The 16303-nt window shown below is 32.8% G+C and carries 15 protein-coding genes and 1 tRNA gene; 11 read left to right on the top strand and 5 right to left on the bottom strand.

The annotated features are described in order from the left end of the window. The first annotated feature begins 3 nt into the window (after positions 1-3). The 11 genes from secD to BUB65_RS04225 all read left to right on the top strand — a co-directional run bounded on the left by secD (position 4) and on the right by BUB65_RS04225 (position 10609). Complete coding sequence (gene secD / locus BUB65_RS04275; RefSeq protein ID WP_073072623.1) at positions 4-1440, top strand: protein translocase subunit SecD; 1437 nt, start codon at positions 4-6, stop codon at positions 1438-1440. Beyond that, positions 1437-2345, top strand: coding sequence for a protein translocase subunit SecF (secF, locus tag BUB65_RS04270; protein ID WP_073072621.1), 909 nt, complete (start codon positions 1437-1439; stop codon positions 2343-2345). Before secD ends, secF begins: the two co-directional genes overlap by 4 nt. 87 nt (positions 2346-2432) lie before the next feature. After that, positions 2433-4382 carry a sodium-translocating pyrophosphatase gene (locus BUB65_RS04265; RefSeq protein WP_073072619.1) on the top strand — a complete coding sequence of 650 codons (1950 nt, stop codon included), beginning with the start codon at positions 2433-2435 and terminating at the stop codon, positions 4380-4382. Position 4383: 1 nt separating this feature from the next. Next, positions 4384-5394 (top strand): 6-phosphofructokinase, encoded by a 1011-nt coding sequence (locus tag BUB65_RS04260; protein ID WP_073072617.1) that lies wholly within the window; start codon positions 4384-4386, stop codon positions 5392-5394. Between the two features lie 10 nt (positions 5395-5404). Then, on the top strand, positions 5405-6163 hold the full coding sequence (locus BUB65_RS04255; protein ID WP_073072615.1) for an SAM hydrolase/SAM-dependent halogenase family protein: 759 nt from the start codon (positions 5405-5407) through the stop codon (positions 6161-6163). Beyond that, positions 6127-6867 carry an energy-coupling factor ABC transporter ATP-binding protein gene (locus tag BUB65_RS08505; RefSeq protein WP_327192016.1) on the top strand — a complete coding sequence of 247 codons (741 nt, stop codon included), beginning with the start codon at positions 6127-6129 and terminating at the stop codon, positions 6865-6867. Before BUB65_RS04255 ends, BUB65_RS08505 begins: the two co-directional genes overlap by 37 nt. After that, complete coding sequence (locus BUB65_RS04245; RefSeq protein WP_234946765.1) at positions 6845-7681, top strand: hypothetical protein; 837 nt, start codon at positions 6845-6847, stop codon at positions 7679-7681. The genes BUB65_RS08505 and BUB65_RS04245 overlap by 23 nt, the downstream gene beginning before the upstream one ends. A 92-nt stretch (positions 7682-7773) precedes the next feature. Beyond that, positions 7774-8910 (top strand): sodium ion-translocating decarboxylase subunit beta, encoded by a 1137-nt coding sequence (locus tag BUB65_RS04240; RefSeq protein WP_073072607.1) that lies wholly within the window; start codon positions 7774-7776, stop codon positions 8908-8910. 10 nt (positions 8911-8920) lie between these two features. Further along, positions 8921-9154, top strand: coding sequence for a 4Fe-4S dicluster domain-containing protein (locus BUB65_RS04235; protein WP_073072605.1), 234 nt, complete (start codon positions 8921-8923; stop codon positions 9152-9154). Then, positions 9144-10310, top strand: coding sequence for a 2-oxoacid:acceptor oxidoreductase subunit alpha (locus tag BUB65_RS04230; RefSeq protein WP_073072603.1), 1167 nt, complete (start codon positions 9144-9146; stop codon positions 10308-10310). The genes BUB65_RS04235 and BUB65_RS04230 overlap by 11 nt, the downstream gene beginning before the upstream one ends. Next, complete coding sequence (locus tag BUB65_RS04225) at positions 10310-10609, top strand: hypothetical protein (protein ID WP_073072601.1); 300 nt, start codon at positions 10310-10312, stop codon at positions 10607-10609. Before BUB65_RS04230 ends, BUB65_RS04225 begins: the two co-directional genes overlap by 1 nt. An 18-nt stretch (positions 10610-10627) precedes the next feature. On the opposite strand, the gene BUB65_RS04220 is transcribed toward BUB65_RS04225, so the two are convergent. The 5 genes from BUB65_RS04220 to BUB65_RS04200 form a co-directional block, all read right to left on the bottom strand. After that, positions 10628-10705, bottom strand: a tRNA-Asp gene (locus BUB65_RS04220). Between the two features lie 85 nt (positions 10706-10790). Further along, the gene (locus BUB65_RS04215; protein WP_084728030.1) at positions 10791-11498 is read right to left on the bottom strand and encodes a queuosine precursor transporter; all 708 of its coding nucleotides are present in this window, start codon (positions 11496-11498) and stop codon (positions 10791-10793) included. Positions 11499-11580: 82 nt separating this feature from the next. Beyond that, entirely contained in the window at positions 11581-12450 is an 870-nt protein-coding gene (locus tag BUB65_RS04210; protein WP_073072597.1) for a DegV family protein, read from the bottom strand. Between the two features lie 10 nt (positions 12451-12460). Continuing rightward, entirely contained in the window at positions 12461-13783 is a 1323-nt protein-coding gene (gene radA, locus BUB65_RS04205) for a DNA repair protein RadA (RefSeq protein WP_073072988.1), read from the bottom strand. Then, positions 13776-16229, bottom strand: a complete 2454-nt coding sequence (locus BUB65_RS04200; RefSeq protein ID WP_073072595.1) for an ATP-dependent Clp protease ATP-binding subunit — start codon at positions 16227-16229, stop codon at positions 13776-13778. The genes radA and BUB65_RS04200 overlap by 8 nt, the downstream gene beginning before the upstream one ends. Positions 16230-16303: the final 74 nt, after the last annotated feature.

Genomic DNA, 16303 nt, shown 5'->3' with positions numbered 1-16303 from the left:
TAAATGCGTGGAGATAAAACAAGAGGAATAATTTCACTAATAGTAATTGTTCTTGCATTTATTGCCCTCCTGTGGCCAACTCCAGGAGGTAAATATTCTGGTATAGCAAGTATTTTTAACAGAATAAAACTTGGTCTTGATATAAGTGGTGGCGCCAGAATAGAATATCGGGTTGATATTGACAAGTCTGTTGAAAATCCCTCAGCTGTTGTTGAAGATGTCTGGACAGTTCTTAGAAATAGGCTTGATATGGCAAATTATACTGAAGCAGTAGTTAAACAAAGTTTTAGAGAAGACAATACTTTCATTATAGTTGAAATTCCTGGAGCAACTGACACTGCTAAAGCAGAACAATTAATTGGTTCTACCGGTGTGCTTTGGTTTGGTCAGGTAATAGATGAAACTACAACTAATCCTAACATTAACCCAGATTTAATTAACGAAGCAAAAAGAGAAAAAGCCCAATGGCTTTTGGATAGAGAAGGAACTAAATGGTACCTTGTAAGGCAAGAAATTGATAAAATTTCCAATCTCAAACTGATTTCTCCAAAAATTGTTGAAGCTTTACCAGAAGTTGATCGAAATAACGTTGCTGGATATGTGGTTTCATTTACTATGGATAAAAAATACGCTGATATCTTTGAAAAAATAACTGAAAAGTTATATGTACCAGAAGAAATTTTAAATCAGGGAGGTATAGCATATACTCAAGCACTTAAGAAAAGACTAGCAATTGTACTCGATAATAGAGTTCAATTTGCAGGCTTTGTTGTTTCAAAAATTACTGATGGTAGAGCTCAAATTAGAGGTAATTTCAATCTTGAAGAAGCTAAACAACTTGCAGCAATTCTCAAAAGTGGTGCATTACCTGCTAGACTTGAAAAAGTTTCATCAGGATGGGTTGCTCCTCTTTTAGGTGCTGATATAGTTTCAGCCTCTTTAAAAGCAGGAATTTATGGAGTTATTATTGTGTTAATTTACATGATTATTGTTTACCGAGTCATGGGAATTGTTGCTGACATAGCACTTTTGTACAATACCTTTTTACTCCTTGGTATACTTGCGGCCACAGGTACAATATTAACTTTACCAGGTATTGCAGGTATAATTTTAACAATCGGAACAACCGTAGATGGAAATATAATCATATACGAAAGAATCAAAGAAGAGTTAAGGAGAGGAAGTTCAATCAAAGCAGCAATTTCAACAGCATTTTCCAAATCTTTCCTCACTCTATTTGATGCAAATTTAACAACCATTATAGCAGGGTTATTTCTTTATTACTTTGGTACAGGTACAGTTAAAGGATTTGCTGTTACATTAATAATTGGTGTTTTAGGTAGTTTGTTTGTAAACTTGGTAGTTACTAGAACTCTAATCGATCTATTTGCTGGTGGAATAAAAGTCAAAGCAACAAAAGAAGGAGGTGCCAGGGCATGATAGATTTTGTTGGAAAAAAGAATTTATTTCTTATAATTTCAATCATTTTAATTGTGGCATCTCTTATAAGTATATTTAGCAAGGGATTTAATTTGGGTGTAGAATTTTTAGGCGGTTCTGAAATAATACTCAGAGTTGAAGCCAATATTAACGAAGCTGAAGTGAGAAATATAATAAAAGACCTGGCACCTGAATTCGAAAACGCTCGCATTGCAAAAATAAAAAGTGTTGATGATCCGGACAATATTTCAAAATTTTCTATTGTTGTATCGCCTAAAGATGAAAATGGCAATTTAAAAATTTACACTGGTAAGGAAAAAGAGCAAATTTCAAACAAAATAATTCAAAAATTTAATGAAAACGGTTTAAAAGCTATAATAGCTGGTTTTAACGAAACAAGTGGTTACGCTGCACAAGAAATTAAAAACTTAACTTGGAAAGCTATTGTTTTTACTCTTATTGCAATCCTTTTATATATTACTATAAGATTCCAATTTGTATTTGGAGTTGGTGCAGTATTAGCACTCATTCACGATGTAATAATAACACTCGGATTTTTCTCTTTCTTTAATTACGAATTAAATGTAGCTGCTATTGCTGCAATCTTAACTCTTATAGGTTATTCACTAAATGATACCATTGTAGTATATGATAGAATTAGAGAAAATTTAAAAAGACTTCGCGGTAAAAATATATCTAATATAGTAAATGAAAGTATAAACCAGGTTATAAAAAGAACAATAAATACTTCACTTACTACGTTTATTGTAGTGTTTGTTCTCCTCTTATTTTCCGGAAATAGTATAAAACCATTTGCCTATGGTATGTCAATTGGTGTTATTGTAGGTACCTATTCATCACTTTATATAGCTAGTCCTGTTGTAATTAAATGGATTAAGAGATAATTTAAATTAATTAATCAAACAACAATAAGAGGAATTATGTTGAGGGCTTTTTAAAGCCCTCAACAGTTATGAATAGGAGGGAAAATTTTGATATATTTTCTTGTCTTTGGGGGAATTTCAATTTTCTATATATTACTCTTGACTTTTAAAATTCTTGATTACCCATCAGGAAATGAAAAAACTACCGAATTATCTTCTATAATTCAAACTGGTGCTAAATCTTTTCTGTTTCAGGAATACAAAATATTCTTTCCAGTAGTCATTGTAATTTCTTTATTAATAAGTACTACTTTTAACTTTGAGGCAGGAGTTGCTTTGATAATCGGTTCTCTTTTTTCAGTTCTCTCTGGATACATCGGTATGAGTATTGCAACAAAAGCAAACGCACGAACAGCATGGGCAGCAACAAAAAATATGGGAGAGGCATTAAAAGTTTCGTTCTCCGGTGGAGCAATTATGGGATTAACAGTTTCAACACTTGGAATAATTGGTTTGAGTATTACATATTATTTAACAAACAATATCACTTTAATTAGCTTCTATTCGTTAGGAGCTTCACTTGTTGCTTTGTTTGCAAGAGTTGGAGGTGGAATATATACTAAAGCTGCCGACGTAGGAGCAGATATAGTTGGAAAAACCGAAGCCAATCTTCCTGAAGATGATCCCCGCAATCCAGCAGTTATAGCAGACAATGTCGGAGACAATGTCGGAGACGTAGCAGGTATGGGAGCTGACTTATATGAATCATACGTTGGTTCAATTTTTTCAGCTTTGGCCCTAGGAACTTTTTACTATAAAGAAGCAGGTTTTACATCGGTGATATTTATCACGATCTTCGGACTTATTTCGTCTATTTTAGGAATTACTTTTACCTTACTAAAATCTAAAGATTCTACTAATCCTGCTAAAACATTAAGAGCAGGAACTATTTTTGCAAGTATTTTAACTCTTCTTCTTACATTGGTATATAGTATATACATTTCTTGGATAAGTATTTTCTTTGTCGTCTTTTCAGGAATTACCGTTGGTGTTTTAATAGGATTAGTTACCGAATGGTATACTTCTGGAAAAAAAATAATAAAACTAGCAAAAACTGCTACAATGGGGCCAGCAAATGTAATCATAAGTGGTACAGCACTTGGTATGGAATCAACGTTTATTATTACAACCTTCATATCACTGGCAGTAATTTTATCATACAAACTATTAGGCCTCTTCGGTGTTGCACTTTCTGGTGTTGGAATGTTATCAACTATTGGAATAAGCTTATCTGTGGATGCATATGGTCCGATTGCTGATAACGCTGGTGGAATTGCTCAAATGGCTGGTCTAGACCCACAAGTTAGGAATATAACTGATGCTCTTGATGCTGTTGGAAACACTACTGCAGCAATGGGTAAAGGGTTCGCTATTGGTTCTGCTGCACTAACTGCTCTTGCTCTATTCTCAAATTTTAGTAACATAGCAGACTCTGATTCTGTTTTAATAACTAATCCGTATCTATTTTTAGGAGGATTAATAGGAGCAATGTTACCATTCTTCTTTTCAGCATTAACAATGCATGCCGTTGGAAATGCAGCTGATGAAATGGTAAACGAGATCAGGCGACAACTTAAGGAAATACCAGGTATACTAACCGGACAAAATAAGCCTGACTATCAAAAATGTATCCAGATTGCAACTAAGGGAGCTTTAAAAAGAATGGTTGTACCTTCATTGCTTGCAGTTTTTTCTCCAGTAATTATATATTTTTTATTTGGAACAACTGGTATAGCAGGATTGCTGATTGGCGCAACCGTCTCAGGAGTAATGCTTGCAATTTTTATGGCAAATTCTGGTGGTGCGTGGGATAATGCAAAAAAATATATTGAAGAAGGCCATTTTGGCGGAAAAGGATCATTAGCGCACAAAGCTACAGTTGTTGGTGACACAGTTGGTGATCCTTACAAAGATACTTCAGGACCTTCAATAAATATTTTGATAAAGCTTATGGCAATAACATCAATTGTCTTAATAACAGTAATAAGGGGGTTATAAAGTGAAAAGAATCGGAATTTTATGTGTCGGAAATGATTCCCCAGGGATAAATGCTGCTATTCGTTCAGCAGTTGTGAAAAGTCTCGATTTAAACATCGAAATAATAGGGATAAAAGACGGTTTTAATGGGCTACTAAACGATGAACTAGATGTACTATTAAGGCCAAATGTATCAAACATACTTCACCAAGGTGGTACTATTTTAGGAACATCCTTATTTATCCCTGAAGGTGAAAAACTTAAAAAAGTAAAGGAAAAATTTGAACAATACGGTTTAACTTCCTTGATACTACTTGGTGGAAGGCTCGCAGCTAAAGCTGCATTAAACTTAATGAAAGAAAACATACCATCAATTATTATTCCAGCAACTATTGATAACGATTTATCATTTACTGATTTTTCAATTGGTTTTTTTACAGCTGTAGAGCAAGTTAAGAAAGCTCTCGATATATTACATTCGACAGCCGAAGCTCATCATAGAGTTATGATAGTAGAAACAATGGGAAAGCCTAGTGGTTGGATAGCTACTATTGGAGGTTTAGCTGGCGGCGCTGACTATATAATCACTTCTGTAGAAAATTTTGATCTTAAAAAAGTTATTGAAATAATCAAAAAAAGATATGAGGGTAAAAAAAGATTCTCACTTATCGTAGTTGAAAGTGGAGTTCCTATACCTGAAAATATTAAGGAAGAATGTGGTTGTACAACTACCAACAATTCCGCTGAAATAATTGGTAAATATATTGAAAAAAACTTAAAAGATGAATTAGGAATAGAATGGAGATATACAAATCTTGGTTACTTACAAAGAGGAGGTTCTCCAACTGCAATGGACAGAATTATTGCTACACAAATGGCAGCTCATTCAATCGAAATGGTAAAATCAGGTAAAAATTACCATGCCGTGGGCGTAAAAGGATTTTCAATTACAGAGATTCCATATTCTGAAACAATAATTAATTACAGACCAGTAGATTATTATTTGAAAGAACTTACAAAACTTTTCTATTAAGGTGATTCCTATGATTGTCTTTTTAACCGACTGGGGAAACTCACACTATGTTGGCATATGCAAAGGTGTTATCAGACAAATAAGCGATTCAGAAATTATTGATTTAACTCACGAAATAAGTTCATTCAATGCTAGAGAAGCGATGTATATTCTCTATAGATCTTTTTATCATTTCCCAAAAAATACCATTTTTTTAGTAGTTGTTGATTACGGTGTTGGAAGTAGCCGAAAAGCTATTGCAGCTAAGACACGAAATTACTATTTTGTTGGACCAGATAATGGTATTTTCACCCTTGTATTTGAAGAAGAACCTCCCATAGAAATCAGGGAATTAAATAATAAAAAATATCATTATTTAAATTCTCAAACATTCCATGGCCGTGATATTTTTGCTCCAGCAGCTGCATATATAACAAATGGAAAATTCAAGGAGCTAGGGGATCTTCTCCCAAATTATGCAACATTGCCTTATATTAAACCTAAAAAATCTAACAAAAAAATCACAGGAGAAGTTGCATATATTGACAAATTTGGAAATATAGAAACCAACATCCCTTTTGAATGGATTAAAGAATTTGAAACCTTAAAAATTAGGAAAAAGAGGAAATATATCGAAATTCCTGTAGTTAACTACTATTCTGAAGTCTTACCCGGACAATTAATTGCACACAATGATAGTACTGATTATCTGGAAATAGCTATTAACCAAGGAAATGCCGCAAATCTTTTGAAATTAAAATCTGGCGACTTTTTGGAGTTGATATTATAGAACTAATTATTGAAAATCTTTCAGTAAATATTGGTAATAAAAAAATAATTGATTCTATCTCAACCACTTTTAAAACAAAAGAGTTAGTATTATTACTTGGCCGTAATGGAAGCGGCAAATCTACTTTTTTAAAAGCCTTAGCTGGTTTAACAAAATACAGTGGTAAAATCTTTACCTCTACTAACGAAAAACACTACTTAGTTACGGGGTATATTTTTCAAAATCCAGAAACCCAAATTATAGGCTCTACAGTTTGGGAAGATGTAATATTTGGGCTTGAAAACATCGGGCTTGCTAGAGATGAAATCAAAAAAAGAGCGGAAAAAGCTTTAAAAATTGTTGGCTTATATAAATTCAAAGATCTTGATCCTTATGTTTTATCAGGTGGTCAAAAACAAAAACTTGCTATTGCTTCTATTTTATCCATGGAACCATATTTTCTTTTACTTGATGAACCAACAGCAATGCTTGATAAACATGATAGAAAAATTATCAAAATTCTCATAAAAGAACTTAAAAAACTTAATATTGGAGTCATTCTTGCAACTCATCATTCAAATTTTTTCTTCGATATTGCCGATCGAATAATTTTTTTAAGTAACGGAAAGATAGTATTTGATGGAAAAACAAACAACTATACGGAATTAATTGGGAAATTGTTTTCCAAAGAAGGTGATGTATTTGGATTTAATCTCTCACATTAAAAAAATTATTAAAAATTCTAGAGGTTTATCAATCGCAATTACTGGGGATAACGAAAGTTATCTTGAAAGGCTTGTAGTTTCTATGATAAAAGAGATTACAAATGATCAAATTGATAAATATATGATAATTAGCACAAAAGACTCTCCAAACATCAAAATTGATGACATAAGAAATTTACAAGAATTTCTTTCATTTAGAGCTGATAGTGGAAAAAAATTTGTATTATTACTTAATGCTGAAAAACTCTTACCAGAAGCGGAAAATGCTTTGTTAAAAATTCTAGAAGAACCCCCTGAATATGCTGTAATCATTCTTGTAACCACGAGCTGGAATTCTCTCTACCCCACAATTAAAAGTAGGGTCTTTAGATATAACATAAACATTCCAAAAGAAATGTTCAATGAAATAGAGGATTTTTTCGCAAAAAAGTTAATTTGGACTTTTCCTGAGAGAATCGATGAAATAAAAAATAAAAAATTTGAAATAGTAAATTTGAATACATTGAGTAAAGAAAAAAACAAATTAAATATTTATTATACACTCTATACTGAAATTAAAAAAAGTTTAGGTGATTATAAACAATTGAATAATCTTGCAAGAAAAATTTGTAAAAACGAAGATTTTGATATTTTGAAAATAGTTGCAAAAGTATCTCTTTGGATAGCCGAAGAGTTTTCAATGAAAAAGGACATAGATTACTCTCAAATAAAAACCATTGATAAAATTCTTTCTTCAAAAGTTGCTAATTATAACTATGAACTTACGTATTACTTTATATTATTGAGTTTAAACGATGCAATTAATAAAAATTAACTCTAATTTTTATTAAACACATTTTTCCTTTCTTTATTAATTTCAAAAACTAATGTATAATAAGGATGATCTATATAAAAGGAGGAAATAACTTGTTAGAAGCACTAACATCTTTTTTTGAAAATACTGCTTTCTTCAATCTGAGTTTTGGAAACATTTTGATGTTTGTTATAGCAGGATTATTGATTTATATAGCTATTGAAAAGGATGCTGAACCTCTACTTTTAATTCCAATTGCTTTTGGTATTATACTTGCCAACATTCCCCCAAATGTCACAGGAATACTTAATCCTCCTTCTGAAAGAACTCCAGGTGGTCTTTTATGGTATTTACAACAAGGACTAAATCTCGGAATTTATCCACCTCTCATCTTTCTTGGCATTGGTGCATTAACTGATTTCTCATTCATGCTGTCATTTCCTCTTACAATTTTCTTAGGTGGAGCTGCTCAACTTGGTATTTTCCTAACATTCATTCTTGCAAGAATATTTGGTTTTTCACTAAAACAAGCAGCATCAATTGGTATAATTGGTGGTGCTGATGGTCCTACCTCAATTTTTATAGCTTCAAAATTTTCACCAGAATTGTTGTCAATAATTGCTATTTCAGCTTATTCATACATTGCTCTTATCCCTGTTTTACAACCTTTTGTTTCCAAACTCTTAACAACTAAAGAAGAAAGAAAAATAAGGATGAAACCTCCCAGAAAAGTTACGAAAAAGGAAAAAATCCTCTTTCCAATAATTACTACGATTGTAGTTGCATTTATAGTTCCAAAAGCACTTCCATTAATTGGAATGCTTATGTTTGGAAATCTTTTAAAAGAATCTGGAGTTGTTAAAAGGTTAGTTGAAGCTGCAAGTAGATATATACTTGACACTGTCACGATTCTTTTATGTATATCAGTAGGTTCTTCTGCAAGAGCTGACGTCTTTTTAACTTCTCAATCACTTCTTGTTTTTGGCATGGGGGCTTTGGCCTTCGTGTCAGCAATTACCTCGGGAATTCTTTTTGCAAAATTTATGAATTTATTTTTAAAAGACAAAATAAATCCACTTATTGGTGCAGCAGGTGTTTCGGCTGTTCCTGATTCTGCAAGAGTTGCACAACGAATAGCTCAAGAGGAAGATCCTGGCAATTTCATCCTAATGCATGCTATGAGTCCAAACGTAGCTGGTGTTATTGGTTCTGCAGTAGCAGCAGGGATATTTCTATCCTTAATTAAGTGAGGTGAAAACAATGCCGAAAAAATCCTATATAGTTAAAATTAACTACAGTTGGTGTAAAAATTGTGGCAATTGTTATCATGTTTGTCCAACGCATACAATAAAACAAGGAGAATTAAATAGACCTATTGTTGAAGATCATTCTACTTGTATTGGATGTTTGTTGTGTGAAAACTTGTGTCCTGACTTTGCTATTGACATTGTTGAAAATGTACATTTAAAAGAAGGTGAAAAAAATGAGCAATAAAAATATAGTTTTTTGGCAGGGAAACGAAGCCGCCGCATATGGTGCAATTAGAGCTGGATGTAGGTTCTACGCAGGTTATCCTATCACTCCCTCATCGGAAATTGCTGAAACTATGGCCCGCGAACTTCCTAAAGTAGGAGGAGTCTTTATTCAAATGGAGGATGAAATAGCCAGTGCAGCCGCAATAATAGGAGCATCCTTAGCAGGAATCAAGTCAATGACGGCTACTAGTGGTCCAGGTTTTAGTTTAATGCAAGAAGCTTTAGGCTATGCAATTATGACAGAAACTCCATGTGTTTTTGTTAACGTCATGAGGGGAGGACCTTCCACAGGACTTCCAACAAAACCAGCTCAAGGAGATATTATGCAAGCAAGATGGGGAACTCATGGAGATCACGCTATAATCGCATTATATCCTTCCACCGTAGAAGAAGTTTATAAATACATAATCCATGCATTTAATTTAGCGGAAATATATCGTACTCCGGTTATTTTCTTAATGGACGAAACACTTGGTCATATGAGGGAAACATTTGAACTTCCATCGTACAGCGAAATAGAAGTCATAAAAAGAATTTCTGAAAAAGACTTGGAGGAAGAAGAAATTTTCGTACCATATGCTGAAAGTGAGTATGCTGAACCCACTCCAACAGCTTTAATAGAAATGGGAAAGACAAGATTTCATGTTTCTGGACTTGTTCATGATGAATCTGGCTTTCCAAATGCATCATATGAAACTGCAGAAAAATTAATTAAAAGATTAACAAACAAAATAAAACTTCACATTGATGAAATTTCACTTTACGATGAGTATCTAACGGAAGATGCTGAAGTTTTAGTCATTGCATATGGAATTGTTGCAAGAAGTGCAAAAGAGGCTGTCAGAATTGCCAGAGAAGATAGAATGAAAGTTGGATTATTTAAACCTATTACTCTTTGGCCTATTCCAGTTCACGAATTAAAGAAGAGATTGTCAAAAGTTGAGGCAGTAGTTATTCCTGAAATGAATTTAGGTCAATATGGTCGTGAAATATTAAGATTAATAAAACCAGGAACAAAAGTAAAGTTTATAAATAAAGTTGGTGGAGAATTGATTACTCCCGAAGAAATTCTTGACGGAATCAATGAAATATTAACTGAAGGATTTGATTTCTAATGAATTGGGAACAACTTTTTAATGAAATAAAAGAAAAATGTCCTGAATGTGTAAAATGTGGTTTTTGTTGTAAACATACACCGTGTTATTATGGTAAGTGGGATGAAGAACAAAATAAATGCATCTATCTTACCGAAGATAATTTATGTGGAATTTACGATCAAATTATTGAATTAGAAAAAAATAAGCCTTCTATGGAAAGAATGTTTGGTTCAGGTTGCTGTTTGAATTATATGAACCCTGATAGATTAAAAATAATAAGAGAAAAACAAAATGAAAAAAACAAAAGAGGAGCTTGAAGCTCCTCTTTTTTATCTTGGCGGGGACGACGGGATTTGAACCCGCGGCCACCGGTGTGACAGACCGGCGTGATAACCAGGCTTCACCACGTCCCCGACTCTCTCATTCATCGACCAATATATATTGTGCCATAAACTCGTTGAATTGTCAATAGTTTTAAAGTTTAAAAATTGTGTTAATTTATTTATCTGTACTTACTAATTCGTTAATTTTTCCTTTATCATGCATATTTTTTGCCAAATACAAAAATGGTGTATCTGCTGCTGCAACAATCCATTTAAAAATATAAGTTGTCCAAAGAATACTCCAAAATACACTTAATTCAAATACACCCCAAAATGCAATAAAACAAAAAACTACACTATCAATAAATTGTGAAACCATAGTGGAAAAATTATTTCTCATCCATAAAAACTTTTTTTGTGGAAATCTATTTTTCCATAAATGATACGCCCAAATGTCATGAAGTTGTGAAAACCAATATGCAGTTAATGAGGCTATTACTATTCGTGGCATAAACGAAAAAATTGTTGTCAAAGCTTCTTGTGAAAAATCAGAAACATCGGGTTTAAAAACAATTGCTATTTGCATCATTATTGTCATCGTAATTAAACTCATAAATCCAACTACTACTGCTTTTCGAGCATCTTTTTTTCCATAATTTTCCGAAAGAATATCTGTGACCAAAAAAGTTGTACCATATACAATATTACCTAAAGTTGCAACAAAACCAAAAAGTTCAACAGTTTTAACAACTTGAATATTAGCAATTATAGCTGCAATAGCTGTCCAAATATACAATCCTGTTTTTCCCATATATCGGTAAAACACCAAAATGCCAATAAAATTCACAATCATCAAAACAAACCACAGAAATTCGTTAGGCAAAGCACTCACCTCCATCTATTTTAAGATACAAAAAAGATACTGCATTACGCAGTATCTTAAAGAAAACAATTTTTTCTTATTCTTATTTTAAAACTTCTACACCAAACCCAGCCATTCCGAGTCCAACGTGAGTAGATATCACTTTTCCCGTATTTGTATACTCAAAGTATTCAACATCATATCTTTCTTTAATTAGTTTTAACATTTCATCGATATTACTTTTCGCATTGCAATGAACTCCTATTATTCCTATTTTTTGACCTATTTTTATACCTTCCTCTTCCATTTTACTTAATATCATATCATACGCTTTTCTAAAGCCCCTAGCTTTATCAAAAGGTATCATTTCACCTTCATCATTAATAAAAATACCCACTTTTATTTTAAGAAGATTACCAACAAAACCAGTTACTCTGTTCACTCTCCCACCTTTTACAAGAAAATTAAAATCTGAAACATAAAAGATAGCATGAAATCTATCATTTTCACGTTCTTCTCTCACTTTTCTGGCAACTTCCTTCACATCCATTCCTCGTTCTAATAATTCTCTTGCATACCTTGCCATATTGGAGATTATTGCCGACGCCATTTTTGTATCAACAACTTCAATTGGAATATCAAATTCGGATGCAGCAAGACTAGCAGAGTTGAAAGTACCTGACATTTTAGTAGAAATAGTCAAAACTAAAATACTGTCATATCCTTCATTAATCACTCTTTCATATGCCTCTTTAAATTGTAAAACAGAAGGCTGAGAAGTTGTTGGAATCGCTTCAATATTTTCAAGTTTTTTATAAAATTCATTCAACTCACTTTCGCTTCTTACATTATCCGGTTCAGATTCTCCATCTGGCCAAACAATATGAAGCGGTACAACATCAATATCATATTTTTTCAACCAATCAACTGGTATATCGGAAGTACTATCTACAATGATTTTTGTCTTTCCCATTATATCCCTCCTACTCGTCTTCAATTACAAATCTATATAATTCTTTTAAAGTTTTTATTTTAATTATTCCATCACCACTCACTTTGTCATATGGAATTATAATCCTTTTGTATCCTGCCTTCTTGGCATTCTCAATTCTTTTTTTCAAATTTTGCACTTTTCTAATACTTCCATCTAAACCTACTTCTCCTATCAATACCGTTTTTCCTAAATATCTATTAAACAACGAAGATAAAATAGAAGAAGCTATTGCTAAATCACATGCCGGATCTGTTATTTTCAAACCTCCTGAAACATTTACATAAATATCATGCAAATCTATTGGTAGATTTAAATGTTTAGAAATAACAGCAGCAAGTATAATAACCTTTCTTACATCTATTCCATGACTTATCCGTCTTGCTGTAGCTATTTTATCCCTTGAAACCAAACTTTGAACCTGTACTAAAATTGGTTTTGTCCCCTCAAACAGTGAAGCAATAACATTACCGGGCATATTACTTTCTTCAACAAAAATCATTTCTTTTAATTCTTTTAAACCCGTACTTAACATTTGGAAAACGGCTATTTCCCCACTAGGCCCAAACCTATTTTTCATTACTCTTAAAATCCTTAAGTCAGTTGTCTTCTCACCCTCAAAATACACAACAGTGTCTACTATATGCTCTACAAGTTTCGGGCCAGCTATATTTCCTTCTTTATTAACATGTGCTATTAATAATGCAGGTATACCACTCTCTTTAGCAAATTTACGAATTTTTTCTACTACTGTTCTTACTTGAAGAACACCACCTGGAACTCCTTCAACAGAATTTGAATAAATTGTTTGAATAGAATCAAAAACAATAAAAATTGGATTTTGTTTTCTAATTGTTGAAATTAAAGTCTCAACTTCGTTATCACTAGTAACATATATGTTTCTACTACTAATATTCAACCTTTTGGATCTCAAACCTATCTGAGCAATGCTTTCTTCGCCACTTATGTACAAAATGTCGCCATATGAAGATAATCTATCACTTAACTGAAGTGCCAAAGTACTTTTCCCTACTCCAGGCTCTCCACCCAAAAGAATTACTTGCCCGGAAACTATACCTCCACCAAGTAATGTATCTAACTCTTCATAATTCGTCGATAAACGTTCGACATTTTTAATTTTTGATGCTTCCTCTAACAAAAAAAATGAAGGCTTTTTTACATTTAATTTTTCTTTTGTTTCAACACTAATCTCCTTTGCAGAATCCCACTCATTGCAGGCAGGACATTTTCCAAACCATCTAGGAGATTCATACCCACAATTTTCACATACATATACTACTTTTTTTCTAGTCATTTTCCACCCTAACTTTATTTCCCTTTTTTCGTTTAAATACAATCTTACCATTGGAATATGTACACACTATTGTGTCACCTTCGTTAAACTTTCCCTTTAATAATTCTTCGGACAAAGGATCTTCAATAAATCTTTGAATAGTTCTTTTTAAAGGTCTTGCACCAAACGATGGATCAAACCCTTCCTGTACTAAGAAACTTTTTGCTGATTTTGTTAAATCTAATTTGATGCCTTTTTCAGCAAGTCTAGTCCTTATATCCTTCAACAAAATATCAATAATTTGTTTAATATGATTTTCGTTCAATTTATGAAATACAACCACTTCGTCTATTCTATTCAAAAATTCAGGTCTAAACGTCTTTTTCACTTCTTCAAGTACTTTTTCTTTCATTTCTTTAAAATCTACCTCTTCAGTTGAATTTTCAACAAAACCTAACGTTTTTTTCCCAGAAACAATTTGAGCACCACCTATATTACTCGTCATAATTATGATAGTGTTTCTAAAGTCAACAACATGTCCCTGTGAATCAGTAAGTCTACCATCATCCATTATTTGTAATAACAAATTAAAGACATCAGGATGGGCTTTTTCTATTTCATCAAACAATATTACTGAAAATGGTCTCCTTCTTACCTTCTCAGTCAATGTTCCACCTTCTTCATATCCAACATATCCCGGTGGAGCACCAATAAGTCTGGAAACAGAAAATTTTTCCATATATTCACTCATATCAAATCTAATCAAGGCTTTTTCATCACCAAACAAGTATTCAGCAAGTGTCTTTGCCAGTTCAGTCTTTCCTACACCAGTAGGTCCGAGAAACAAAAAGACACCAACTGGTCTTTTTGGATCTTTTAATCCACTTCTTGCCCGTCTAATCGATCTTGCTATTGCTCTCACAGCTTCTTCTTGCCCAACAATTCTATTGTGTAATGCCTTTTCAAGATTAAGTAGTTTTTCACTTTCTTCCTCTTCCAATTTCTTTAAAGGTATTCCTGTCCAATTAGAAACAACTTCTTCTATTTCTGGAACGTCAACTATTATTACATTCGATTCTACTTCATTACGCCACTCATTATACCTTTTATTAAATTCTTGTTTCATTTTCTCTTCTCTTTCTTTCAATTGAGCAGCTTTTTCATAATTTTGACTTGCTACGGCTAGTTCTTTTTCAATTCTAGTATTCTCAATTTCCATTTTGAATAACTGTAATTCCGATGGCATAACAAACGCCTTAAGTCTTGAACGAGCTCCAGCTTCATCAATAACATCAATAGCCTTATCCGGCAAGAAATGGTCTGTAATGTATCTTTGTGATAAATAAACTGCAGCTTCTAAAGCTTTGTCTGAATATTTCACTTTGTGATGTGCTTCATACTTATGTTTTAAACCTTTTAATATATTTAAAGTCATTTCAGTAGAAGGTTCTTGAATATAAATTTTTTGAAATCTTCTTTCAAGTGCTGCATCTTTTTCAATATACTGTCTATATTCATCAGGTGTTGTTGAACCAATACATTTTATTTCACCACGTGCAAGCGATGGTTTTAATATATTAGCAGCATCAACAGCACCTTCTGCTGAACCTGCACCCACTATCATATGTATTTCGTCAATAAAAAGAATAATGTCTTTTTCTTTTCTTAGGATTTGCAATAATTTTTTCATCCGTTTTTCAAATTCACCACGATATTTTGTCCCTGCAACTAATGCTGCAACATCTAATGAAAAAATCGTTTTTCCCTTTAAAGGTTCTGGAACTTCTCCCGCAACTATTTTTTGAGCAAGGCCTTCGACTATGGCAGATTTTCCAACTCCTGGATCACCAATTAACACTGGATTATTCTTTTTTCTTCTAACTAACACTTGCATTAATCTTTCAATTTCCGCTTCCCTACCAATAACTGGATCAAGTTCACCTTTTAAAGCTAATTCTGTTAAATTAACTCCAAAACCTTCTATTTGTCTCGTTCGAACAGCAAATTCACTTTTAGGTTCCTCATATATCTCCTCAGTAGACATCGAACCTGACAACTCCCTTCTTAAATGTTGCAAATCAACACCTATTTTTTTCAAAATATGTACAGCAATTCCTTCTCCTTCTCTTAAAATACCCAGCAAAAGATGTTCTGGTTCAATTTTCTCCTCGCCTAATTTTTTTGCTTCTTCATATGCCAACTCAATTACCCTTTTTGCACGAGGAGTCATTTGCGGAGACATTATAAAGCCCCGCATTCCCATACCAACAATAGAAATTATCTCGTTTCTTATACGCGAATAATTTATTCCATAATTTTCCAATATAGATTTTAATTTTTTATCATTCAATTTTAAAATCGCTAAAAGTATATGCTCAGTACCAACATAGGAATGGCCTAATTCTTTTGCTTCTTCCTGAGCATTAACAAAAACCTCTGCGGACCTTTCAGAAAACTTGTCAAACATAATTACACCACCTTTCTCGTCCGCTACTCAGTCTATAAATATTATACCTTATAAGAGCTAAATAATCAATTTTA

This window comes from Thermosipho atlanticus DSM 15807 (assembly GCF_900129985.1).
GTDB lineage: Bacteria > Thermotogota > Thermotogae > Thermotogales > Fervidobacteriaceae > Thermosipho_A > Thermosipho_A atlanticus.
This window is presented reverse-complemented; position numbering and strand designations above follow the sequence as displayed.

Excerpts from the sequence above, each read along its gene's own strand:
- radA (WP_073072988.1), bottom strand. The coding sequence starts at position 13,783 with ATGACTAGAAAAAAAGTAGTATATGTATGTGAAAATTGTGGGTATGAA.
- BUB65_RS04225 (WP_073072601.1), top strand. The coding sequence starts at position 10,310 with ATGAATTGGGAACAACTTTTTAATGAAATAAAAGAAAAATGTCCTGAA.
- secD (WP_073072623.1), top strand. The coding sequence starts at position 4 with ATGCGTGGAGATAAAACAAGAGGAATAATTTCACTAATAGTAATTGTT.
- BUB65_RS04230 (WP_073072603.1), top strand. The coding sequence starts at position 9,144 with ATGAGCAATAAAAATATAGTTTTTTGGCAGGGAAACGAAGCCGCCGCA.
- BUB65_RS04235 (WP_073072605.1), top strand. The coding sequence starts at position 8,921 with ATGCCGAAAAAATCCTATATAGTTAAAATTAACTACAGTTGGTGTAAA.
- BUB65_RS04200 (WP_073072595.1), bottom strand. The coding sequence starts at position 16,229 with ATGTTTGACAAGTTTTCTGAAAGGTCCGCAGAGGTTTTTGTTAATGCT.
- secF (WP_073072621.1), top strand. The coding sequence starts at position 1,437 with ATGATAGATTTTGTTGGAAAAAAGAATTTATTTCTTATAATTTCAATC.
- BUB65_RS04255 (WP_073072615.1), top strand. The coding sequence starts at position 5,405 with ATGATTGTCTTTTTAACCGACTGGGGAAACTCACACTATGTTGGCATA.
- BUB65_RS04210 (WP_073072597.1), bottom strand. The coding sequence starts at position 12,450 with ATGGGAAAGACAAAAATCATTGTAGATAGTACTTCCGATATACCAGTT.